The 17,126-nt window shown below is 60.7% G+C and carries 15 protein-coding genes and 1 pseudogene; 8 read left to right on the forward strand and 8 right to left on the reverse strand.

Translation table 11 applies throughout. The features are described 5' to 3' along the window. Together MOV63_RS24610 and MOV63_RS24615 are read right to left on the reverse strand one after the other, a co-directional pair. A pseudogene (locus MOV63_RS24610) lies at positions 1-1,758 on the reverse strand (hypothetical protein); the annotation flags it as partial. A 59-nt stretch (positions 1,759-1,817) separates the two neighbouring features. After that, positions 1,818-3,116 (reverse strand): adenylosuccinate synthase, encoded by a 1,299-nt coding sequence (locus tag MOV63_RS24615; protein WP_247037839.1) that lies wholly within the window; start codon positions 3,114-3,116, stop codon positions 1,818-1,820. Positions 3,117-3,405: 289 nt separating this feature from the next. Between MOV63_RS24615 and MOV63_RS24620 the strand changes: the two genes are divergently transcribed. Beyond that, complete coding sequence (locus MOV63_RS24620; RefSeq protein ID WP_247037841.1) at positions 3,406-4,296, forward strand: DMT family transporter; 891 nt, start codon at positions 3,406-3,408, stop codon at positions 4,294-4,296. A gap of 113 nt (positions 4,297-4,409) precedes the next feature. Here MOV63_RS24620 and MOV63_RS24625 read toward each other — a convergent pair whose 3' ends face one another. Together MOV63_RS24625 and MOV63_RS24630 are read right to left on the reverse strand one after the other, a co-directional pair. Next, positions 4,410-6,584 carry a methyl-accepting chemotaxis protein gene (locus MOV63_RS24625; protein WP_244447429.1) on the reverse strand — a complete coding sequence of 725 codons (2,175 nt, stop codon included), beginning with the start codon at positions 6,582-6,584 and terminating at the stop codon, positions 4,410-4,412. Positions 6,585-6,923: 339 nt separating this feature from the next. Further along, the gene (locus MOV63_RS24630; RefSeq protein ID WP_247037842.1) at positions 6,924-7,145 is read right to left on the reverse strand and encodes a hypothetical protein; all 222 of its coding nucleotides are present in this window, start codon (positions 7,143-7,145) and stop codon (positions 6,924-6,926) included. Positions 7,146-7,394: 249 nt separating this feature from the next. On the opposite strand from MOV63_RS24630, the gene MOV63_RS24635 reads away from it, so the two are divergent. After that, positions 7,395-8,183, forward strand: coding sequence for a creatininase family protein (locus MOV63_RS24635; protein WP_247037844.1), 789 nt, complete (start codon positions 7,395-7,397; stop codon positions 8,181-8,183). Here MOV63_RS24635 and MOV63_RS24640 read toward each other — a convergent pair. Next, positions 8,180-9,151 (reverse strand): LysR family transcriptional regulator, encoded by a 972-nt coding sequence (locus tag MOV63_RS24640; protein ID WP_247037846.1) that lies wholly within the window; start codon positions 9,149-9,151, stop codon positions 8,180-8,182. The two genes, MOV63_RS24635 and MOV63_RS24640, sit on opposite strands and share 4 nt — an antisense overlap. Before the next feature lie 191 nt (positions 9,152-9,342). Between MOV63_RS24640 and MOV63_RS24645 the strand changes: the two genes are divergently transcribed. The 6 genes from MOV63_RS24645 to MOV63_RS24670 all read left to right on the forward strand — a co-directional run bounded on the left by MOV63_RS24645 (position 9,343) and on the right by MOV63_RS24670 (position 15,415). Next, positions 9,343-10,359 (forward strand): ABC transporter substrate-binding protein, encoded by a 1,017-nt coding sequence (locus MOV63_RS24645; RefSeq protein ID WP_247037849.1) that lies wholly within the window; start codon positions 9,343-9,345, stop codon positions 10,357-10,359. Between the two features lie 95 nt (positions 10,360-10,454). After that, a complete protein-coding gene (locus tag MOV63_RS24650; RefSeq protein WP_247037851.1) occupies positions 10,455-11,279 on the forward strand; it encodes an ABC transporter ATP-binding protein in 825 nt (274 codons plus the stop codon). Continuing rightward, on the forward strand, positions 11,279-12,118 hold the full coding sequence (locus tag MOV63_RS24655) for an ABC transporter permease (protein WP_038589021.1): 840 nt from the start codon (positions 11,279-11,281) through the stop codon (positions 12,116-12,118). Before MOV63_RS24650 ends, MOV63_RS24655 begins: the two co-directional genes overlap by 1 nt. Further along, positions 12,118-13,428 carry a cytosine deaminase gene (locus MOV63_RS24660; protein ID WP_405029377.1) on the forward strand — a complete coding sequence of 437 codons (1,311 nt, stop codon included), beginning with the start codon at positions 12,118-12,120 and terminating at the stop codon, positions 13,426-13,428. Before MOV63_RS24655 ends, MOV63_RS24660 begins: the two co-directional genes overlap by 1 nt. Before the next feature lie 2 nt (positions 13,429-13,430). Further along, positions 13,431-14,837, forward strand: a complete 1,407-nt coding sequence (locus MOV63_RS24665) for an FAD-binding oxidoreductase (RefSeq protein ID WP_247037853.1) — start codon at positions 13,431-13,433, stop codon at positions 14,835-14,837. Next, entirely contained in the window at positions 14,837-15,415 is a 579-nt protein-coding gene (locus MOV63_RS24670) for an NAD(P)H-dependent oxidoreductase (protein WP_046635056.1), read from the forward strand. Before MOV63_RS24665 ends, MOV63_RS24670 begins: the two co-directional genes overlap by 1 nt. Positions 15,416-15,418: 3 nt before the next feature. On the opposite strand, the gene MOV63_RS24675 is transcribed toward MOV63_RS24670, so the two are convergent. The 3 genes from MOV63_RS24675 to MOV63_RS24685 all read right to left on the reverse strand — a co-directional run bounded on the left by MOV63_RS24675 (position 15,419) and on the right by MOV63_RS24685 (position 17,026). Then, positions 15,419-16,048, reverse strand: coding sequence for a hypothetical protein (locus tag MOV63_RS24675; protein ID WP_247037855.1), 630 nt, complete (start codon positions 16,046-16,048; stop codon positions 15,419-15,421). Between the two features lie 3 nt (positions 16,049-16,051). Further along, positions 16,052-16,276 (reverse strand): DUF2188 domain-containing protein, encoded by a 225-nt coding sequence (locus MOV63_RS24680; RefSeq protein ID WP_247037857.1) that lies wholly within the window; start codon positions 16,274-16,276, stop codon positions 16,052-16,054. A 150-nt stretch (positions 16,277-16,426) separates the two neighbouring features. Beyond that, positions 16,427-17,026 (reverse strand): GNAT family N-acetyltransferase, encoded by a 600-nt coding sequence (locus MOV63_RS24685; RefSeq protein WP_247037859.1) that lies wholly within the window; start codon positions 17,024-17,026, stop codon positions 16,427-16,429. Between the last annotated feature and the right edge of the window lie 100 nt (positions 17,027-17,126).

Genomic DNA, 17,126 nt, shown 5'->3' on the forward strand with positions numbered 1-17,126 from the left:
CGTTGCCGGGGTGGAAGGTGTCGAAGGGGTGCTGCGGTTGGGCTGCGGCGTGGCGGGCGCGGGTGAAGGCGCCGGCGTCTGCTGCGCCGTCTGGCTACCGGGCAGGCTCGACTGGATCAGGCCGTCGACCATGTCGTTCAGCGAGTCGCGGTTCAGCCAGATTGCATAACCGCCGCCGCCGACAAGCGCCAGGCCGACGATCGCCAGCACGATCCCGGCGTAGTTGCGCTTGCGAACCGGCGTGACCCGATAGGGCCTTGCCGGTGCATGCATCAGGTCGTCCGCATCCGCATCGGTATGAAGCGTACTGCGCGCGCCGCCGCCTGAAGAGGGCGACGTGTCCTTGTTGAAGCCGATCAGTTCCTCGAGATCACCCCACGGATCGTTTTCGACCGGTTTCGCGGGCGCGGCAGTGGCCTTCTGGGGCTGCTGCTGGTCAAGATATTCGGCGAATGGATCGATCCCGGCAGCCTCGTCCCCCTCTGCTGACGCTGCCGTACCCTTTTGCTGCGCGAGTTCGGGCACATCGGCGACCGACGGCATGCGGACATAAGCGGCCGCCACGTGGGTCTCCGGATCGAAATGGGCCGCGGCCGGGGCTGCGGTTCCGTGACCATGGCCAATCGGTTCGACAGGACCGGCCGTGACCAGTTCGGGCACATCGTTCCATGCCGCGGCAGCGACCGTTTGCGGGCTCGGCGCCGGCGGCTCGGCCGGAGCCGGCACCTCCCAGCCCCAATCCTCGTCTACCGGCTTGGCCGGTTCCGGCGGCTGATGCTCCTCGGCTGGCTGCTCGACCTCCATCCGGTCCTCGACCGGATGCTGATCTTCGAACGGATGCGGTTCGCTGTGCCATGACTCCACGAACTCGGGAGCGCCCTGCTGAACGGTCTGGTCGCCACGCGTCGGATAGGGGAAATCATCCTCTGGCGTTTCGTTCCCGGCGGCATCGTTCTCAATGGTATCGACCGGTCCGACGGCCACCGATTCGGCATTGACCGGTTCCGGCACAACCGGCTCGGACGCCGGCAGCGGTGCCGCCGTCGGAAACTCGATCGTGCTCTCGTCGAAAGCCTGCGAAGCCTCGGGCGCCTGTTCGGTATGATCGTAAGGGTGAGTTTCGGATGACGGCGCTTCCGACGGTACGTCGTCCCGCCAATCGCCATATTGCTGGACGGCGGGCTCCTGCTGATCGGCAACTGCCGCTGCCTCTTCCTCCTCGTGGAGGACGGCCGGCTCGGAGACCGGAGGCTCAACGTAGGCGGGTTCTTGCGCAACCGGATCCGGCTCGGCGGGCTCGGCCTGAACGACGGCTTGTCCCGGCTCTTCATAACCGTCTTCGTAAAAGACGGGCCGCTCTGCGCGAACGACGGGGGCTGATTCGGATGCGGCCGGCGTCTCTGCCGGCTCATGGCTTTCCGGCACCTGAGCCGGTTCGGCAGCGGACTGCTGGTCGTCCTGGTACTCGGAAACCCGCTCGACGGGAGGCGCCCCCTCGGCCGGCTGGGCATCCACAGCAGTTGCGTCGTCGGCTATCGGTCCCAGCGCTTCGGCATGTTCGCTCTCGACGTCGACAATAGCGGCTTCGAGCTTGTCGAGCTGCCGCCGCAGCATGTCTTCAGGCGGACGCGGCTTCATGTTCTCGAGTTGCCGCTGGACGGCGCCACGAGCCTTTTCATAAACCTTCGCACGCATCTCCGGCGTATTGTTCGCCAGACCGTCAACGGCGCGGCGGATCACCGCTACAAAATCAGCCATCAGCACTTTCTCATGTAAGCCGGCCCGAAGGCCGGCCGAATGGTAATCAATTCTTGACTTTAATCTTCAAACGGGTCGGTCACAAGTATGGTGTCGTCCCGCTCCGGGCTGGTGGAAAGTAGGGCAACTGGCGCACCGATCAATTCCTCGACCTGGCGGACATATTTGATCGCCTGGGCTGGCAGATCCGCCCAGGAGCGTGCCCCGACCGTCGATCCCTTCCAGCCTTCGAGGGTGACATAGATCGGCTCGACGCGAGCCTGGGCGCCCTGGCTCGCCGGAAGATGATCGATCTGCTCACCGTCCAGCATGTAGCCGACGCAGATCTTCAGCTCGTCGAGGCCATCGAGCACGTCGAGCTTGGTGAGCGCGATGCCGGTAATGCCGTTGGTGGCGACCGACTGGCGCACGAGCGCTGCGTCGAACCAGCCGCAACGGCGCTTGCGGCCCGTGACCGTACCGAATTCATGACCCTTCTCGCCAAGGAATTGGCCGATCTCGTCCTTGAGTTCGGTCGGGAACGGGCCTTCACCGACTCGGGTCGTATAGGCCTTGGTGATGCCGAGGATATAGCCGAGCGCGCCCGGCCCCATGCCGGAGCCGGCAGACGCCTGGCCGGCAACCGTGTTCGACGAGGTGACGAACGGATAGGTGCCGTGGTCGATATCGAGCAGCGAGCCCTGGGCACCTTCGAAGAGGATGCGCGCGCCCTTGCGGCGCTGCTTGTCGAGCAGTTCCCAGACGGTTTCCCGGAAGGGTAGCACACGGTCGGCGATCGAGGTCAATTCCTGCATGATCGCCTCGTGCGAAACTTCCTTCTCTCCGAGACCCCGGCGCAACGCGTTATGGTGGGTGAGAATACGATCGACCTTGCCCGGCAGCGTCTCCATGTCGGCAAGGTCCATGACGCGGATCGCGCGGCGACCGACCTTGTCTTCATATGCCGGGCCGATGCCGCGGCGGGTCGTGCCGATCTTGGTGCCGCTGTTGGAGGCTGCATCTTCGCGCATGCCGTCGAGCTCGCGGTGCAGCGACAGAATCAGCGTGGCGTTATCGGCGACGCGCAGGTTCTCAGGCGTGACCTTGACGCCCTGCGCGCCCAGCTTTTCGATTTCGGCCAGCAGCGCATGCGGGTCGAGGACAACGCCATTGCCGATCACGGCGATCTTGCCGGGACGGACGATACCCGAGGGCAGCAGCGAAAGCTTATAGCTGATGCCATCGATGACGAGCGTATGGCCCGCATTGTGACCGCCCTGGAAACGCACCACGATATCGGCACGTTCAGAAAGCCAATCGACGATCTTGCCCTTGCCTTCGTCACCCCATTGCGAACCAACCACGACTACGTTCGTCATCTGCGTTTCCTGTATTGCGGGCAAAGCCCCACGCGACCACACGCGCACCTTCCGTAGATCAATATTGATATACGGTCGATGCGCCAATTTGATTTTGCATGCACTGCCTTTGGCGGATGGAACCTGCTCAGAGGCATTGCAAACGGCCGCATCTATAAAGCCTCGTCAGACGGAAAGCGACCTGTTTGTCACTCGGCCGTGGTTTTTACGTGACAAAAGCGTGGACTGCACGCTATTTCCCGGGCCGTTACCCCTGAAACCACCGTCATTTTCGGCGCCGGAGACCAACTTGCATAAAAAGGCCTATCTCTCGCTCGTCATTGCAACCCTGGCCTGGGGCGGCAATGCGGTAGCGGGCAAGCTCGCCGTCGGCCATGTGAGCCCGATGATGCTGACCTTCTGGCGCTGGTTTTTCGCCGTCGCCATCATCTTCGCCATCTCCGTGCCGCAGCTCATCAAGGACTGGCCGGTCGTCAGGAAGAACCTGCCGATTCTCCTCTTCCTCGGCGTCGTCGGTTATGTCGTCTTCAACGGCGCGCTCTATACCGCCGTCAACTACACGACGGCGATCAACGTGACGGTCGAGCAGGCGGTCATCCCGATGCTGATCTTCGTTATCAACTTCGCCCTCTTCCGGATGAAGGTCTCCTGGGCGCAGATCCTTGGCTTCACCCTGACGCTCCTCGGCGGCATCATCACCGCCATCCACGGCGACTTGAGCGCGCTGGTAACGCTGACCGTCAACTTCGGCGACGCGATCATGATGATCGCCGTCGTTGCCTATGCAATCTACACGGTGGCGCTCAGATGGCGCCCGAAGATCGACTGGCGAACGCTGATGGCGGTCCCGGCTTTCTTCGCAATGGTCTTCTCGCTGCCGCTGGTATTCTGGGAATATTCGGCCGATCGCGTGATCTGGCCGGATGCGAAAGGCTGGGTCGTGGTGCTCTATACGGGCATCTTCGCCTCGCTGATCGCGCAGGTGCTCTACATCAAGGGCGTCGAGGAGATCGGCGGCAACCGGGCCGGGCTGTTCATCAATCTCGTGCCGGTGTTCGGCACATTGCTCTCGGTCGCCATCATCGGCGAGAGCCTGCAGCTTTTCCATATCGTCGCGCTGGCGCTCGCACTCGGCGGCATCGCCATCGCCGAATGGGGAAAACCCCACCTGGACCGGTAGTCTTGCTGGAAAAGTAAACCGCCGGCTCTTGCAAACGAGCCGGCGGTTTTCAGAGCCTCGATCGATGCCCCCTCGCCTGCAAAGGCACCAGGCGGCATGTCGGGCGCGCTTCCTTAGCTGGCCATGGCCAGCCGTCCGGGAGCGAATGATCGCTGATCGCGCCCGTTGTTTCGGCTCACTTCGAAGCGCGCCAGCAGTTCGGAAAGGCGGCTGCTTTCCTGCGCCAGAGTAGCGCCGGCCGCATTCATTTCTTCGACCATGGCGGCGTTCTGCTGGGTCATCTGGTCCATATGGTTCACGGACGTGTTGATTTCCGAAAGGCCTAACGCCTGCTCGTTTGCGGCGATGGCGATCGCCTCCATATGCTGGTTGACCGCTGCGACAAGCTTGGCGATCTCCTTGAGACCGTCGCCGGTATCATTGACGAGAACCACGCCCTGATTGACGGCGGCTTCGGAATTGCCGATCAGCGTCTTGATCTCCTTGGCGGCCTTGGCCGAGCGCTGCGCCAGTTCGCGGACTTCCTGGGCAACGACTGCAAATCCCTTGCCCGCCTCGCCTGCGCGGGCGGCTTCCACGCCTGCGTTAAGGGCAAGCAGGTTTGTCTGGAACGCGATCTCGTCGATGACGCCGATGATCTGGCTGATCTGGTTCGACGCCATCTCGATCTTCTGCATCGCATTGACCGCATTGGAAACGACCGTGCTGGAGTTCTGGGCGCGGGAGCTCGCATCGCGGACGATTTCCCGTGCTTCGCTCGCCCTTTCGGAGGTCTGCTTCACGTTGGTTGTCACCTCTTCCAGCGCTGCCGCTGTCTGCTCCAGCGATGCGGCCTGCTGTTCCGTGCGCTTCGAAAGCTGGTCGGAAGCAGTCGAGATTTCGTCGCTGCCGCTGCGAACACCCTGGGCGGTCAGGTTCACGCCTTCGAGCGCTGTGCGCAACTGGCGGACCGAGCTGTTGAAGTCATGACGCAAGGATTCGAACTGCGCGGAAAATTGCCTGTCGATCTCACACAACAGATCGCCGGCGGCAAGACGCTGCAGGCCGGAGGCGAGTTCTGATGTGGCCTGGGTCAGCCGCTCCTCGGCTTCGGACTCTGCCCTGCGCTGGAATTCGGCGCGTTCGGCTTCCGCCGCCTTGCGTGAGCTTTCCGCATCCGCCTCGAGCTGGCGGTTCTGCTGCGCTGCCTCGCGGAAGATTTCCACCGCGCGTGCCATGTCGCCGATCTCGTCGGTGCGAGCAGCACCCGGGATTTCGACGGAAAGGTCGCCGCCGGCGAGCGTGCGCATCACACCCGTCAACCGGCTGATCGGGTTGGCGATCCGCACGATGACCGTGTAGATGCCGAGAAGCGAAAGCGCAAAAGCGATGAGGGTCGCTACGCTGTAGATGGTGATGGACTGCTTTGCGGAAGCAACCTCCTCCGCCGTCAGCCTCGTCATCTCGTCGAGCGCGGCGGAGGCCATATCGGCAATCGAAGCCTGTGCGGGCGCGGCGGGCTTGCGCCAGTCGTCGACCGCCATATCGAAGGGCTTGCCGGCTTGAAACGCCTTGAGGGCGCCATTGCGCTGTTCGGCATAAGGTCCGGCGAAATAGGTCGTTTGTGCCGTCCGGTAGAGCGTCTTGATTTTTTCAGGCGTCGTCTCCGCGTTGGAGAGTTGGGTGATGACATCCCATGCCGTTGCCACGCGTGCATCCTGAACCGCGATTTCCGTCAGCTTGTCAGCGGCAAGCGGCTGCTTGGCAATCAGGGCACTGACGAAGGTGGAGTTGGCGGTGCCGAGCTGCGTGCGCGCCGTCCAGGCAAGGGAGCGGATCTGGGTGAACATGATCATCCCCGGTCCGCGCGCATTGATGGTGGCCTCGACCTGATTGGCGGCCTTTTCGAGATCGGCCAGCATCGTATCGGCAAGTCCGAGCACGGCCTTGCCGAGTGCCGGATCGCGATCCTTGACTGCCTGCATCAGCGCGGTGTCGACAGTCGCACGATAACCCGCCCACTGCGTGTAGGCGTTGAGGACGGGAGAGATCGTGTTGCGCAGGCTCACCTGTTCGACGTTGGCGGTCAGGGTCTTTACCGCCGAGAAGGCCTTGTCCATCGACTCGCGGCCGGTATCCATGTTCTTGCGGCTGGACGCGACCTCGGCAGGTTCCATCTTGATGGCCGAAGATATGCCGCCGCGCTCGCCGCGTAGTCCGATCAACGCATTGAAAAGTGCTTCGTCGAGCTGTGCTAGTTCCGAGAGCCGGGTGGAGTTCCGGTAGCGGTCTATCTCCTGAGACAGCATTTTGCCCACGAGACCCAAAATGCCGAGGCTCAAGACAACAAAAGCCAATATCAAAGTATGCTTGATCGAAATCCGCACCTGCATCGCTCCTTATTTCAACAACCGCCGCGGGGTTGGCTGGTTCGGCGGCTTCCCGGACTTGGACGGGAAAGATGGCCTAACCTCGCGTAGAACGTTAAATATTCAATTAAATACAACGCGTTCCAGAAGCCTGCGGAATCATTTTGCAAACCTGAAGCATCGCAATTGCCGAATAGCGAAAACCCGCCTTCCCCATGGAAGGAAGGCGGGCCGGTCCGTCGTGCTGCAACGGAGGGGAGCGAGGAGAGTCGCTCCGGATCAGATATGATGATAGGTCGGGATGATCGCAGGATGCTCACGGATCGGGCTCTGCGCCTGATCGCCGGATAGCAATCTATCTTTCATCGCGCCTTCATGGCGTTCGGTCGCCACATTTTCGGACAGCACACGAGCGAAACCGCCGACACCCGCTGCCCGCGATTCCTTGCCCGCAATGAGCACCGTCAGGACGATTGCGGAGATTATGAGCTTCTTGATCATGGCTCTGCACCCTTTTCTTCGGACGGCTTGGATGCCGTTTCTTGAATGGCTTCATCCTATCCAGACGCTATTTCGGGCCGCTTAAACCGAAAGATGCAATTTTAGTGAAATCAGCTTTTTTCCCGACTTGGCACAGAAGGCTCGAAACAGCGCACTCAAAAAGGCAGCAGACTAGGCGGAAATTGATGCTTTTCGAGATGTGCCCGATCTCCTACCCCTCAAAAACGAGATGCAGAAAGGCAGGACAGCATGGGCAAGCCATTTTACTGGAACGAACTCAACACACTCGATTTCGCCGGCCTTTCGCCCGACAAGACCATCGCCATCCTGCCGATCGCTTCCACCGAGCAGCACGGTCCGCACCTGCCGATCGCAACCGATGTGGCGATCGCCAACGGCATGCTGGCCGAATTGAAGACGCAGCGCCCCGACGACCTCGATTTCCTCGTTCTGCCGACCCAGGAAATCGGCAAGGCGAATGAACACGTCTACGGCCCCGGCTCGCTGTCCTTCGGGCCGGAAATCCTGATCCCCGCCTGGACTGCGATCGGCGCCAAGGTGGCAGAAGCAGGCGTGAAGAAGCTCGTTTTCGTTAATTCGCATGGCGGCAATGTCGATATCATGAGCATCGTCGGCCGCGAGCTGCGCGTCCGCTACAAGATGGCGGTGATCGGCACGCAATGGGGCCGCTTCGGCAATCCGCCCGGCCTGATCAGCGAACACGAGCAGAAATACGGTATCCATGGCGGCGAAGTCGAAACCTCGCTGATGCTGCATTTCCGCCCCGAACTGGTGCGGATGGAGAACGCGCAGAACTTCGTCTCCAAGGCGGAAAGCCGCTCGAAATACATGCAGCCTGCCCCGCCGCACGTGCTGTCCTGGGTGGCCCATGACCTGAACCCCCACGGCGTCGTCGGCGACGCCTCGAAGGGCACCGCCGAAAAAGGCGCGGCTATCTGCCGCCATCAGGTCGCGGGCTTCATCGAGATGCTGCGGGAATTCGAAACATTCCCGCTCGACGAACTTTATTCCCGCTAACCCTCGTCGCGCTGCGCGTCCCGGCCATGCGGCTGGAGCGGCAGATGGCCCTTGGCCTGCAGCTCGGCGACCATCGCGGCAAGCTCCGACAGCAGGAATTCCACGAACAGGCTGGTTGCCGTATCGAGCGTGGTGCGCGCACGGGCGAAAAGCTTCATCGGCTGGTGGCGCGCGTGCGGGTTGGCGATCGGCCGGAAGATCAGCTCGCCGCGGCGGCATTCCGACAAGACGTCGAGCGGATTGAGCAGCGTCAGGCCCGTGCCCGCCTTGACCAGCTTCTTCAGCATTTCGGAGGCATTGCTTTCCACCAGCGGCTCCACCGCGATCGACAGCGGCGATAGCGCCAGGTTGATGATGTTGCGCAAACTGGTGCCCGACTGTGCAAGCACCAGTGGCTCCTGCACGACATCCGCAAGATCGACCGGCCCCTCTTCCGCCGCCAGTCGATGCCCCGGCGGCATCACCACCCCGATCGGTATGTCGAAATTGGCAAGTGTCCGAATGCCGGGCGTCGCCGGGATGTTGAAGCCAAGCCCGAAATCCACCTCCCCCGTAATTACCGGCTGCATCGTGTTCGACGGCCCGTCATTGCGCAGATGAACCCGCACGCGCGGATGCTGCGCGACGAAGCGGGCTATGATCTCGGGGAGCGGCCCTGCGGCGAGCCCGACGGTCGAGACCAGTGTCACCTTGCCGGCCTGCGGCATCTTGAGACCGCGAATGCGCGCTTCCATCCGCTCATAGGTCTTCAGCACCTCCCGGATATGCTCGATACAGAGCTCGCCAGCTGCGGTCAGCTTCAGCCCACGCGGCATCCGCTCGAAGAGCGGCGCCCCGAACTCTTCCTCCAGGGCCAGAATCTGTCGGTTGATCGCCGACGACGCGACGTTCAGCCGGGCGGCCGCCTTGCGGATCGACCCGCAACGGGCGATCTCGTCGATATATTGAAGTTTTCGCGAGTGCAGCATTTTCTCCGAAGTCCCTCATTGCATGTTTTTTGATCATGCACCACAATTTGGCAGGTTAAAATTCGAGCGCTGCCCTAAAGGCATCAATGTGAACGAATTTTGATGCTTTTCAAAGAGCGACGCAACCGTACAAATGTCCATCATAAGCTGCTCTCACGATGCCGCACGGTTTAACAGGGGAACAAAGCGACATGTCCAAATCATTGATGATGAAGAGTTTTCTGACCGCGTTCGGTCTTTCGGCGATGGCGCTCGCCGCTCAGCCGGCTGCAGCTCTCGACGAAGTCTCCTACGGCACCAACTGGCTCGCTCAGGCCGAACATGGCGGCTTCTACCAGGCGGTCGCCGACGGCACCTATGAAAAGCATGGCCTGAAGGTGAAGATCGTGCAGGGCGGGCCGAATGCCGCCAACCGCGCGCTTCTGATCGCCGGCAAGGTCGATTTCTACATGGGCGGTCCGCTCGGCGACATGGATGCCGTCAAGCAGGGCATCCCGCTGGTCAGTGTCGCCTCGATCTTCCAGAAGGACCCGCAGGTCCTGCTCGCCCATCCCGATGCCGGTGTCGAGACATTTGCGGATCTCGCCAAGATGAAGACCATCTTCATGGGCAAGGAAGGCTACACCACCTATTTCGAGTGGATGAAGAAGAACTTCAAAGGTTTCAAGGACGAGCAGTTCAAGCCCTACACGTTCAACCCGGCCCCCTTCATCGCCGACAAGGCTTCTGCACAGCAGGGTTACCTGACCTCCGAACCCTATGAGATCGGAAAGCAGGCCGGCTGGACGCCGAAAGTGTTCCTGATCGCCGATGCCGGTTACGGCCCCTATTCGACGATGATCACCACCACGCAGACGATGATCGACAAGAAATCCGATGTCGTGCAGCGTTTTGTCGATGCCTCGCTCGAAGGCTGGTACACTTATCTCTATGGTGACAACAAAGCCGCTAACGACTTGATCAAGAAGGACAATCCGGAAATGACGGATGGCCAGATCGCCTATTCCATCGCCAAGATGAAGGAATACGGCATCGTGGTTTCCGGCGACGCCGAAACCAAGGGCATCGGCTGTATCACCGACGAGCGCTACAAGAAGTTCTTCGAGTCCATGGTCTCGATCGGCGTCGAACCGGCCGACCTTGATTACAAGAAGGCTTATTCGACCAAGTTCGTCTGCAAGGGCGTCGGTATGGCGCTGAAAAAATAGTCTCGGAAGAGCGCAATGGTTCATTCCCTCTTTGCTGTGCCTGCCACGGGAAAGAGGGAATTGCCGCCCTGTCCCGACGAAGTTCAAGGCCCGTAATGAGCATGTCCCAAGCCCCGTTGATACCCGCCCCCGGGGAGACACGCAGACGCCCGCTGGTCGTCATGCACTCCGTCTCGAAAATGTTCTCCAGCGGCACGCTGGCGCTTTCAGATATGTCGCTGACGGTCGAGGGCGGCGAGTTCGTCAGTCTGCTCGGGCCGTCCGGCTGCGGCAAATCGACGGCACTGCGCATCATTGCCGGCCTCGGCGACGTCTCGACCGGCACGATCGACTGGCCGAGTTCTCGCATCAATTCCAAGGGCCTGCCGGAAGGCGACATCTCCTTCGTCTTCCAGGAGCCGACGCTGATGCCGTGGCAGACGGTGTTCGGCAACGTCTACCTGCCGCTGAAACTGCGCGGTGTTTCCAAATCCGCCGCCCGCGATGAAATCATGAAGACGCTCGCGACCGTAGGCCTCCAGGACTTCGCCGACGCCTATCCGCGCGAACTGTCCGGCGGCATGAAGATGCGTGTCTCGATCGCCCGTGCGCTGGTCACCAAACCGAAGCTGCTTTTGATGGACGAGCCCTTCGCGGCGCTCGACGAAATCACCCGCCAGAAACTCAACGACGACGTGCTGCGGCTGTGGCGCGAGACAGGTATCACGGTGATCTTCGTCACCCATTCCGTCTTCGAATCCGCCTATCTTTCCAACCGCATCGTGGTGATGAAGGCGCGACCCGGCCGGGTGCATGCGGATTTTCCGCTGGTCACGAGCCTCGAGCGCGATGCTCGTTACCGCACCTCGGAAGAATACCGCCAGGCCTGCGAAAAGGTCTCGACCATGCTCATCGAAGCAATCGGCGGGGAGGAACATTGATGGCCGACACCGATACCGCCCTCATGCCGCCGAAACCCGGCTTCTTCGATCGCAATCGCGATACGCTGCTGCGCACCCTGATCCCGATCTGCGTGGTGGTCTGCCTCGTCCTCCTCTGGCAGTTTATCATCACCGTCAACAGCATCCCGCAATATATCCTGCCGGGGCCGTTGGCGGTCGCGAACTCGCTCTACAACGACTGGGGCACGCTCTCGCCCGCTCTCTGGGTGACGACGCAGATCACCATGCAGGCGCTGGCGCTGGCGCTGATCGGCGGCGTTGGCATCGCCGTCTTTCTCATTCAGTCGAAATGGATCGAAACGGCCTTCTATCCGATCACCGTCATCCTGCAGGTAACCCCGATCGTGGCGATTGCCCCGCTGATCCTGATCTATGCCCCGACGACCCAAGTTGCGCTTTTGATCTGCGCCTTCCTCGTCGCCTTCTTCCCGATCCTGTCGAACATGGTGCAGGGCCTGAAGAGCGTCGATCATAACCTGCTCAACCTCTTCGATCTCTACGGTGCCTCGCGCTGGCAGACGCTGCTCTACCTGAAACTCCCCTCGTCGCTGCCCTATTTCATGACGGGCCTCAGGATCGGCGGCGGCCTGGCACTGATCGCGGCGGTCGTTGCGGAGTTCGCGGCAGGCTCGGCAGGCGCCGGTTCGGGCCTTGCCTTCCGGCTGCTGGAATCCCAGTATCGCCTCAACATTCCGCGCCTGTTTGCGGCATTGATTTTGTTGTCGCTGCTCGGCGTGGTGATTTTTGCGATCACCTCCTTCATCTCCTGGTTTTTCCTGCATCGCTGGCATGAAAGCAGCCTGAAAAGAGAAAACTGATGACTGCCTTCATGACGCTTCCCGACGCCCGCCGTTTCGCGCTCACCAACGCAACGCTGCCGGCGGTTCTGGTCAAGGGCCTGCCGGCTGTCGCAAAAGACGGCCTCATGGAGGCCGATCTCGTCATCGCGGACGGGAAGATCGAAGCGATCCTGCCAAGGGGTTCCGCACCCGCCGATCTGGTCTCCGCCGATATGCGCGGCGGCATGATCTGGCCCTGCTTTGTCGACATGCACACCCATCTCGATAAGGGCCATTTCTGGGACCGACGCCCCAACCCGGACGGCACGTTCGAAGGCGCATTGATGAATGTGCGCGAGGACCGGATCGCCAACTGGACGGCCGAAGACATCCGCGCCCGCTTCGAATTCTCGTTGAAAAGCGCCTATGCCCACGGCACCAAGCTCATCCGCACCCATCTGGATTCGATCCCGCCGCAGCCGGATATCTCCTTCCCGCTATTCGATGAGCTTCGCGCCGAATGGAAGGATAGGATTGCGCTGCAGGCAGTCGCCCTGCTGCCGCTGGAATGCGTGCTCGACGAAAGCGTCTTCGGCGGCATCGTCGCGACGGCGAGGCGTTATGGCGGACTGCTCGGCGGCGCCACCCGCATTCTGCCGGATTTCGAACGGATCCTCGACACACTCTTCGAGGCGGCCGCCGACAACGGCCTCGACATCGACCTGCATGTGGACGAGACGGAAGACAAGCAGGTCCTCACCCTGGAGGCCATTGCCGAGGCAAAACTCCGCAACCGTTTCGAAGGTTCGGTGACCGTCGGCCATTGCTGTTCGCTGGCAAGGCAGGACGACGAGACCGCAAGGCGCGTCATCGACAAGGTGGCCAAGGCAGAAATCTCGGTCGTCTCGCTGCCGATGTGCAACATGTACCTGCAGGACCGCCATGCCGGCCGCACGCCCCGTTGGCGTGGCGTCACGCTGTTCCACGAACTGACGGCGGCCGGTGTGAAAACCGCCGTTTCCTCCGACAATACCCGCGATCCGTTCTATGCCTATGGCGACATGGACCCGGTCGAAGTTTTCCGCGAGGCGGTGCGCATCCTGCATCTCGACCACCCGCTCGATACCTCCGCCCGCGTCGTCACCTCGACGCCCGCCGAAATCCTCGGCCGGCCGGATATCGGCGTCATTGCCGAAGGCGGCCCCGCCGATCTCGTACTGTTCAGTGCAAGGCGCTGGAGCGAATTCCTTTCCCGTCCGCAGGCCGACCGCATCGTGATGCGGAATGGCATGGGCATCGACCGTCGCCTGCCGGATTACCGTGACCTGGACCCGATTTTGGACAAGTGAACATGCCGGATTACGCACAGATCAAGAAAGAACTCGAAGGCCTCGCGGTCGAGGACAATCCGGCGCTGGTGCGCCAGAAGAGCCGCGATTTCTACTGGTATTCGCCGATCCTCAAAGAAGAACTCGAGAGCGTTACCGCCGATCTCGTCGTCTCGCCGAAAAGCGAGGAAGAGGTGATCCGGGTGCTTAAGGTGGCCTACGCGCATGGCGTGCCGGTGACCCCGCGCGGTGCAGGCACCGGCAATTACGGCCAGGCCATGCCGCTCTCCGGCGGTATCGTGCTCAACCTCATCAACATGAACAAGGTCAAGGAAATCCATCCGGGCCGCGTCATCGCCGAGCCCGGCATCGTGATTGCCGAACTCGACCGGCAGACCAAGGCCCATTCCGGCCAGGAACTGCGCTTCCATCCCTCCACCGCCCAGACGGCGACGATCGGCGGTTTCGTCGCTGGCGGTTCCGGCGGCGTCGGCTCGATCCACTGGGGTGGTCTTCGCGACCTCGGCAACATCCTGCGCCTGCGCGTCGTTACCATGGAGGCCGAACCGCGCGTACTAGACCTGACCGCCTGGGACCTGCAGAAGGTCACCCACGCCTATGGCACCAACGGCATCATCGTCGAGGTCGAGATGCCGCTGGCCCCCGCCTATGACTGGGTGGACGTGCTGGTCGGTTACGACGACTTCATGGACGCAGTGCGCTTCGGCGATGCGCTCGCTCACAAGAACGGCCTGCTGATCAAGGAAATCGCCCCGATCGCCGCACCGATCCCCTACGACTATTTCCCGCGACACAAGCCGTTCCTGCGCGACCGCAACCAGTCGATCGTCGTGCTGATGATCGCGCCGCATTCGATCGACGCATTCACCGCCTTTGCCGAGCGCCAGAAGGGCGAGATCCTGTTCCGCTCCGACAAGGTCGAGAGCATGAAGGGCATTCCGCATGCCTATGAGCTTGCCTGGAACCACACGACGCTGCGCGCCTTGAAAGTCGATCCCGGCTTCACTTATCTTCAGGTCCAGTATCCGGGACCGGATCATGTCGCCAAGGTCGAGAAGATGACGAAACTGTTCGGCGACGAGGTGCCGGGCCATCTGGAATTCATCAAGTTCGACGGCCGCATGCAGTGCTCCGGCCTTCCTCTCGTCCGTTACACGACCAGGGAGCGGCTGGAGGAGATCATGCAGATCCACCGCGACAACGGCTGCCCGATTTTCAACCCACACCGCTATACGCTGGAAGAAGGCGGCATGAAGCAGACGGATACCGTCCAGCTCGCCTTCAAGAAGGAGACCGATCCCAAGGGCCTCCTCAACCCCGGCAAGATGATCGCCTGGGACAATCCCGATTTCGATTTTTCCGCCGGCAAGAACTACCTCTTCCCGGGCCTTGCCGCAGCAGGTGGCTGATGCGTGTCCTGCTCGTCCATTCGCATCCGGTCGAGGAAAGTTATGGCGCAGCGCTGCACAGGCAGGCACGCGAAAGCCTTCTGAAGGCCGGCCATGAGGTGGATGACTGCAACCTCTATGCCGAAGGTTTCGATCCGGTCATGTCCCGCCATGACCGGATGACCTATCACGACTATCCGAACAACCTGTCGCTGGTGAAACCCTATGTCGACCGTCTGCAGGCGGCGGAAGGACTGGTGATCGTCACCCCGGTCTGGAATTTCGGCTGGCCGGCCATGCTGAAGGGTTATTTCGATCGTGTCTGGCTGCCGGGTATCACCTTCGAGTTGAAGGACGGCAAGCTGACGCGAAAGCTGCATATCGACAAGGTGGCTGTGGTCACCACCTACGGCGCCACCCGCTGGCGCGCTTTCCTCGCTGGCGACCCGCCGCGAAAGCTGTCGAAACGCGTGCTGCGGGTACAGACCAACCCAGCCCGGCCGGTGACGTTTCTTGCCCATTATGACATGAACAACTGCACGCCGGAGACACGCGCTGCCTTCCTCGACAAGGTCCGGCGCGAGATGGAGCGGTTCTGACAGTTAGATCGGCTTGCCGATGGCAATCCATTCGGTCATCGACGACATAAGCTCTTTCGTCGGGTAGTCTTGAATATCGTCATCGGAGAAGCCTGCCGCCAATTGCCTCTCGTAGTGCCATTCTTGAAAATCCGCGTAGGCATCCAAAATCTTTCGCGGCCCTATGACCTCGGCATCCGCTTCATTGACCAGCCAGTTACGAACTTTGCGAACTGCTTTTTGGAAGTCGGCCTCGTGTACGTCGAGATCGCACCCAGCCAGATCCGAGATCGCAATCTGATGACGATATCGCTTTTCCTCCAAAATCAGGATTTTCTTGCCACTCCGTTCGTCCAAGTGGAACTGACGGCACCCATAGTCGATTCCGAGTTCGAACGGCATATTCATCCTGGCGTGTTCGCCAACGGCGTTTGCCTGTGCTCTGCTCAGGTCGTGAATGGAGAATTTCGAGTTTCGGATCAGATCAATGATCTTTTCTAACCGATTTTCTCCACCATCGATCCGCTCCGTTGCCAACCGAGGCGCAAAGCCAAGATATACGACACAGAATAGCATCGCTTGCAAAATTGGCTCGTAATCTTTGTCAAAAGGGCAGTTTATAAAAACGGATTTTTCGAAAGGCGGATTGGGCAAGTCTCATCCCTTCGCCGGAAACGGATCCCCGCCATAAGAATTTCGCTCTCTGATCCTACCGTCACGGTCATGGATGTAGAGTTCCGTCCTCTGGTTTCGCGCAAGATCACGGGCCTTTTCGATAGCCTCTTGCTGGGTACCAAACGTACCAGATGCTCGGGATGCGCCTGCCTTCCGAACGCTCCATTTGTCACCGTTCGGGACGACGTGCTGACCTTTCTTCGACATCGCAAATCCTTCAACTCATCATTGCAAATCAATATATATTGTAGTTATCGGTCCAAGCAAATGAGTGGCCGAAAATTATGTGTAGGTACAAGCCATATTCGCGATATGTTTGCCCGCACTTGCGGAAACGGCGCGGACTTTGTCATGAGGCTACCTTCGCCGCAAAATCGAAGCCGCCGCCTCCACCATTGCGACCCGCGTGGCCGCATCCGGTTCGTCTGCGTCCGGCGTATTCCGCTCGGAGATGAACAGAAACCGATCCACCTGCGCCCCAGCCGCCGTTACCGTCCGATAGATTTCCCATCGTTGATGGACCCTCGCCGCAACCCGGAGCGACGGTATATTTTCCGGGCTGACGATCGAGACGATCCGCTCGAAACCGAGGCCGCCGAGACCAAAATCACGGCAGGCAGCGGCCGCCTCAACGGCATAACCACGGCCGAGCCATTCGCGCCGGAGATGATAACCAATCTCCGGCTCCAGGCCGTGGGGCGTCGGCTGAAGGGTAATGCCGCAATCACCAATCAACTCGCCGGCTGCCTTCTCGATGATACCCCAGAGACCGAAACCGTTTTCCGCATAACTCCGGAAAGCAAGCTTTTCGAACCATACTTCGGTTTCTTCGAGGCTCTTGGCGCGCGGATAAAAGCGCATGCTCTCGGCATCGCCGAAGATGCGAAACAAGATCGGCAGGTCCACCCTGGTAATTTCCCGCAATACCAGCCTTTCCGTTTCAACAACGTCACGCATCCCAAGCCTCGATCATCGCGATATGGCCCGCCACTCTTTACTTGAACACGCTTTTTTGCGCTATTTTCCTCGATCGCGAATCTTCATGTTCAGGGACAGA

Source organism: Neorhizobium sp. SHOUNA12A (assembly GCF_023006505.1).
GTDB lineage: Bacteria > Pseudomonadota > Alphaproteobacteria > Rhizobiales > Rhizobiaceae > Neorhizobium.

Bases quoted from the DNA above. Each gene is read 5' to 3' on its own strand.
- MOV63_RS24615 (WP_247037839.1), bottom strand. From the start codon at position 3,116: ATGACGAACGTAGTCGTGGTTGGTTCGCAATGGGGTGACGAAGGCAAG.
- MOV63_RS24625 (WP_244447429.1), bottom strand. From the start codon at position 6,584: ATGCTGTCTCAGGAGATAGACCGCTACCGGAACTCCACCCGGCTCTCG.
- MOV63_RS24630 (WP_247037842.1), bottom strand. From the start codon at position 7,145: ATGATCAAGAAGCTCATAATCTCCGCAATCGTCCTGACGGTGCTCATT.
- MOV63_RS24635 (WP_247037844.1), top strand. From the start codon at position 7,395: ATGGGCAAGCCATTTTACTGGAACGAACTCAACACACTCGATTTCGCC.
- MOV63_RS24640 (WP_247037846.1), bottom strand. From the start codon at position 9,151: ATGCTGCACTCGCGAAAACTTCAATATATCGACGAGATCGCCCGTTGC.
- MOV63_RS24645 (WP_247037849.1), top strand. From the start codon at position 9,343: ATGTCCAAATCATTGATGATGAAGAGTTTTCTGACCGCGTTCGGTCTT.
- MOV63_RS24650 (WP_247037851.1), top strand. From the start codon at position 10,455: ATGAGCATGTCCCAAGCCCCGTTGATACCCGCCCCCGGGGAGACACGC.
- MOV63_RS24655 (WP_038589021.1), top strand. From the start codon at position 11,279: ATGGCCGACACCGATACCGCCCTCATGCCGCCGAAACCCGGCTTCTTC.
- MOV63_RS24660 (WP_405029377.1), top strand. From the start codon at position 12,118: ATGACTGCCTTCATGACGCTTCCCGACGCCCGCCGTTTCGCGCTCACC.
- MOV63_RS24665 (WP_247037853.1), top strand. From the start codon at position 13,431: ATGCCGGATTACGCACAGATCAAGAAAGAACTCGAAGGCCTCGCGGTC.
- MOV63_RS24670 (WP_046635056.1), top strand. From the start codon at position 14,837: ATGCGTGTCCTGCTCGTCCATTCGCATCCGGTCGAGGAAAGTTATGGC.
- MOV63_RS24680 (WP_247037857.1), bottom strand. From the start codon at position 16,276: ATGTCGAAGAAAGGTCAGCACGTCGTCCCGAACGGTGACAAATGGAGC.
- MOV63_RS24685 (WP_247037859.1), bottom strand. From the start codon at position 17,026: ATGCGTGACGTTGTTGAAACGGAAAGGCTGGTATTGCGGGAAATTACC.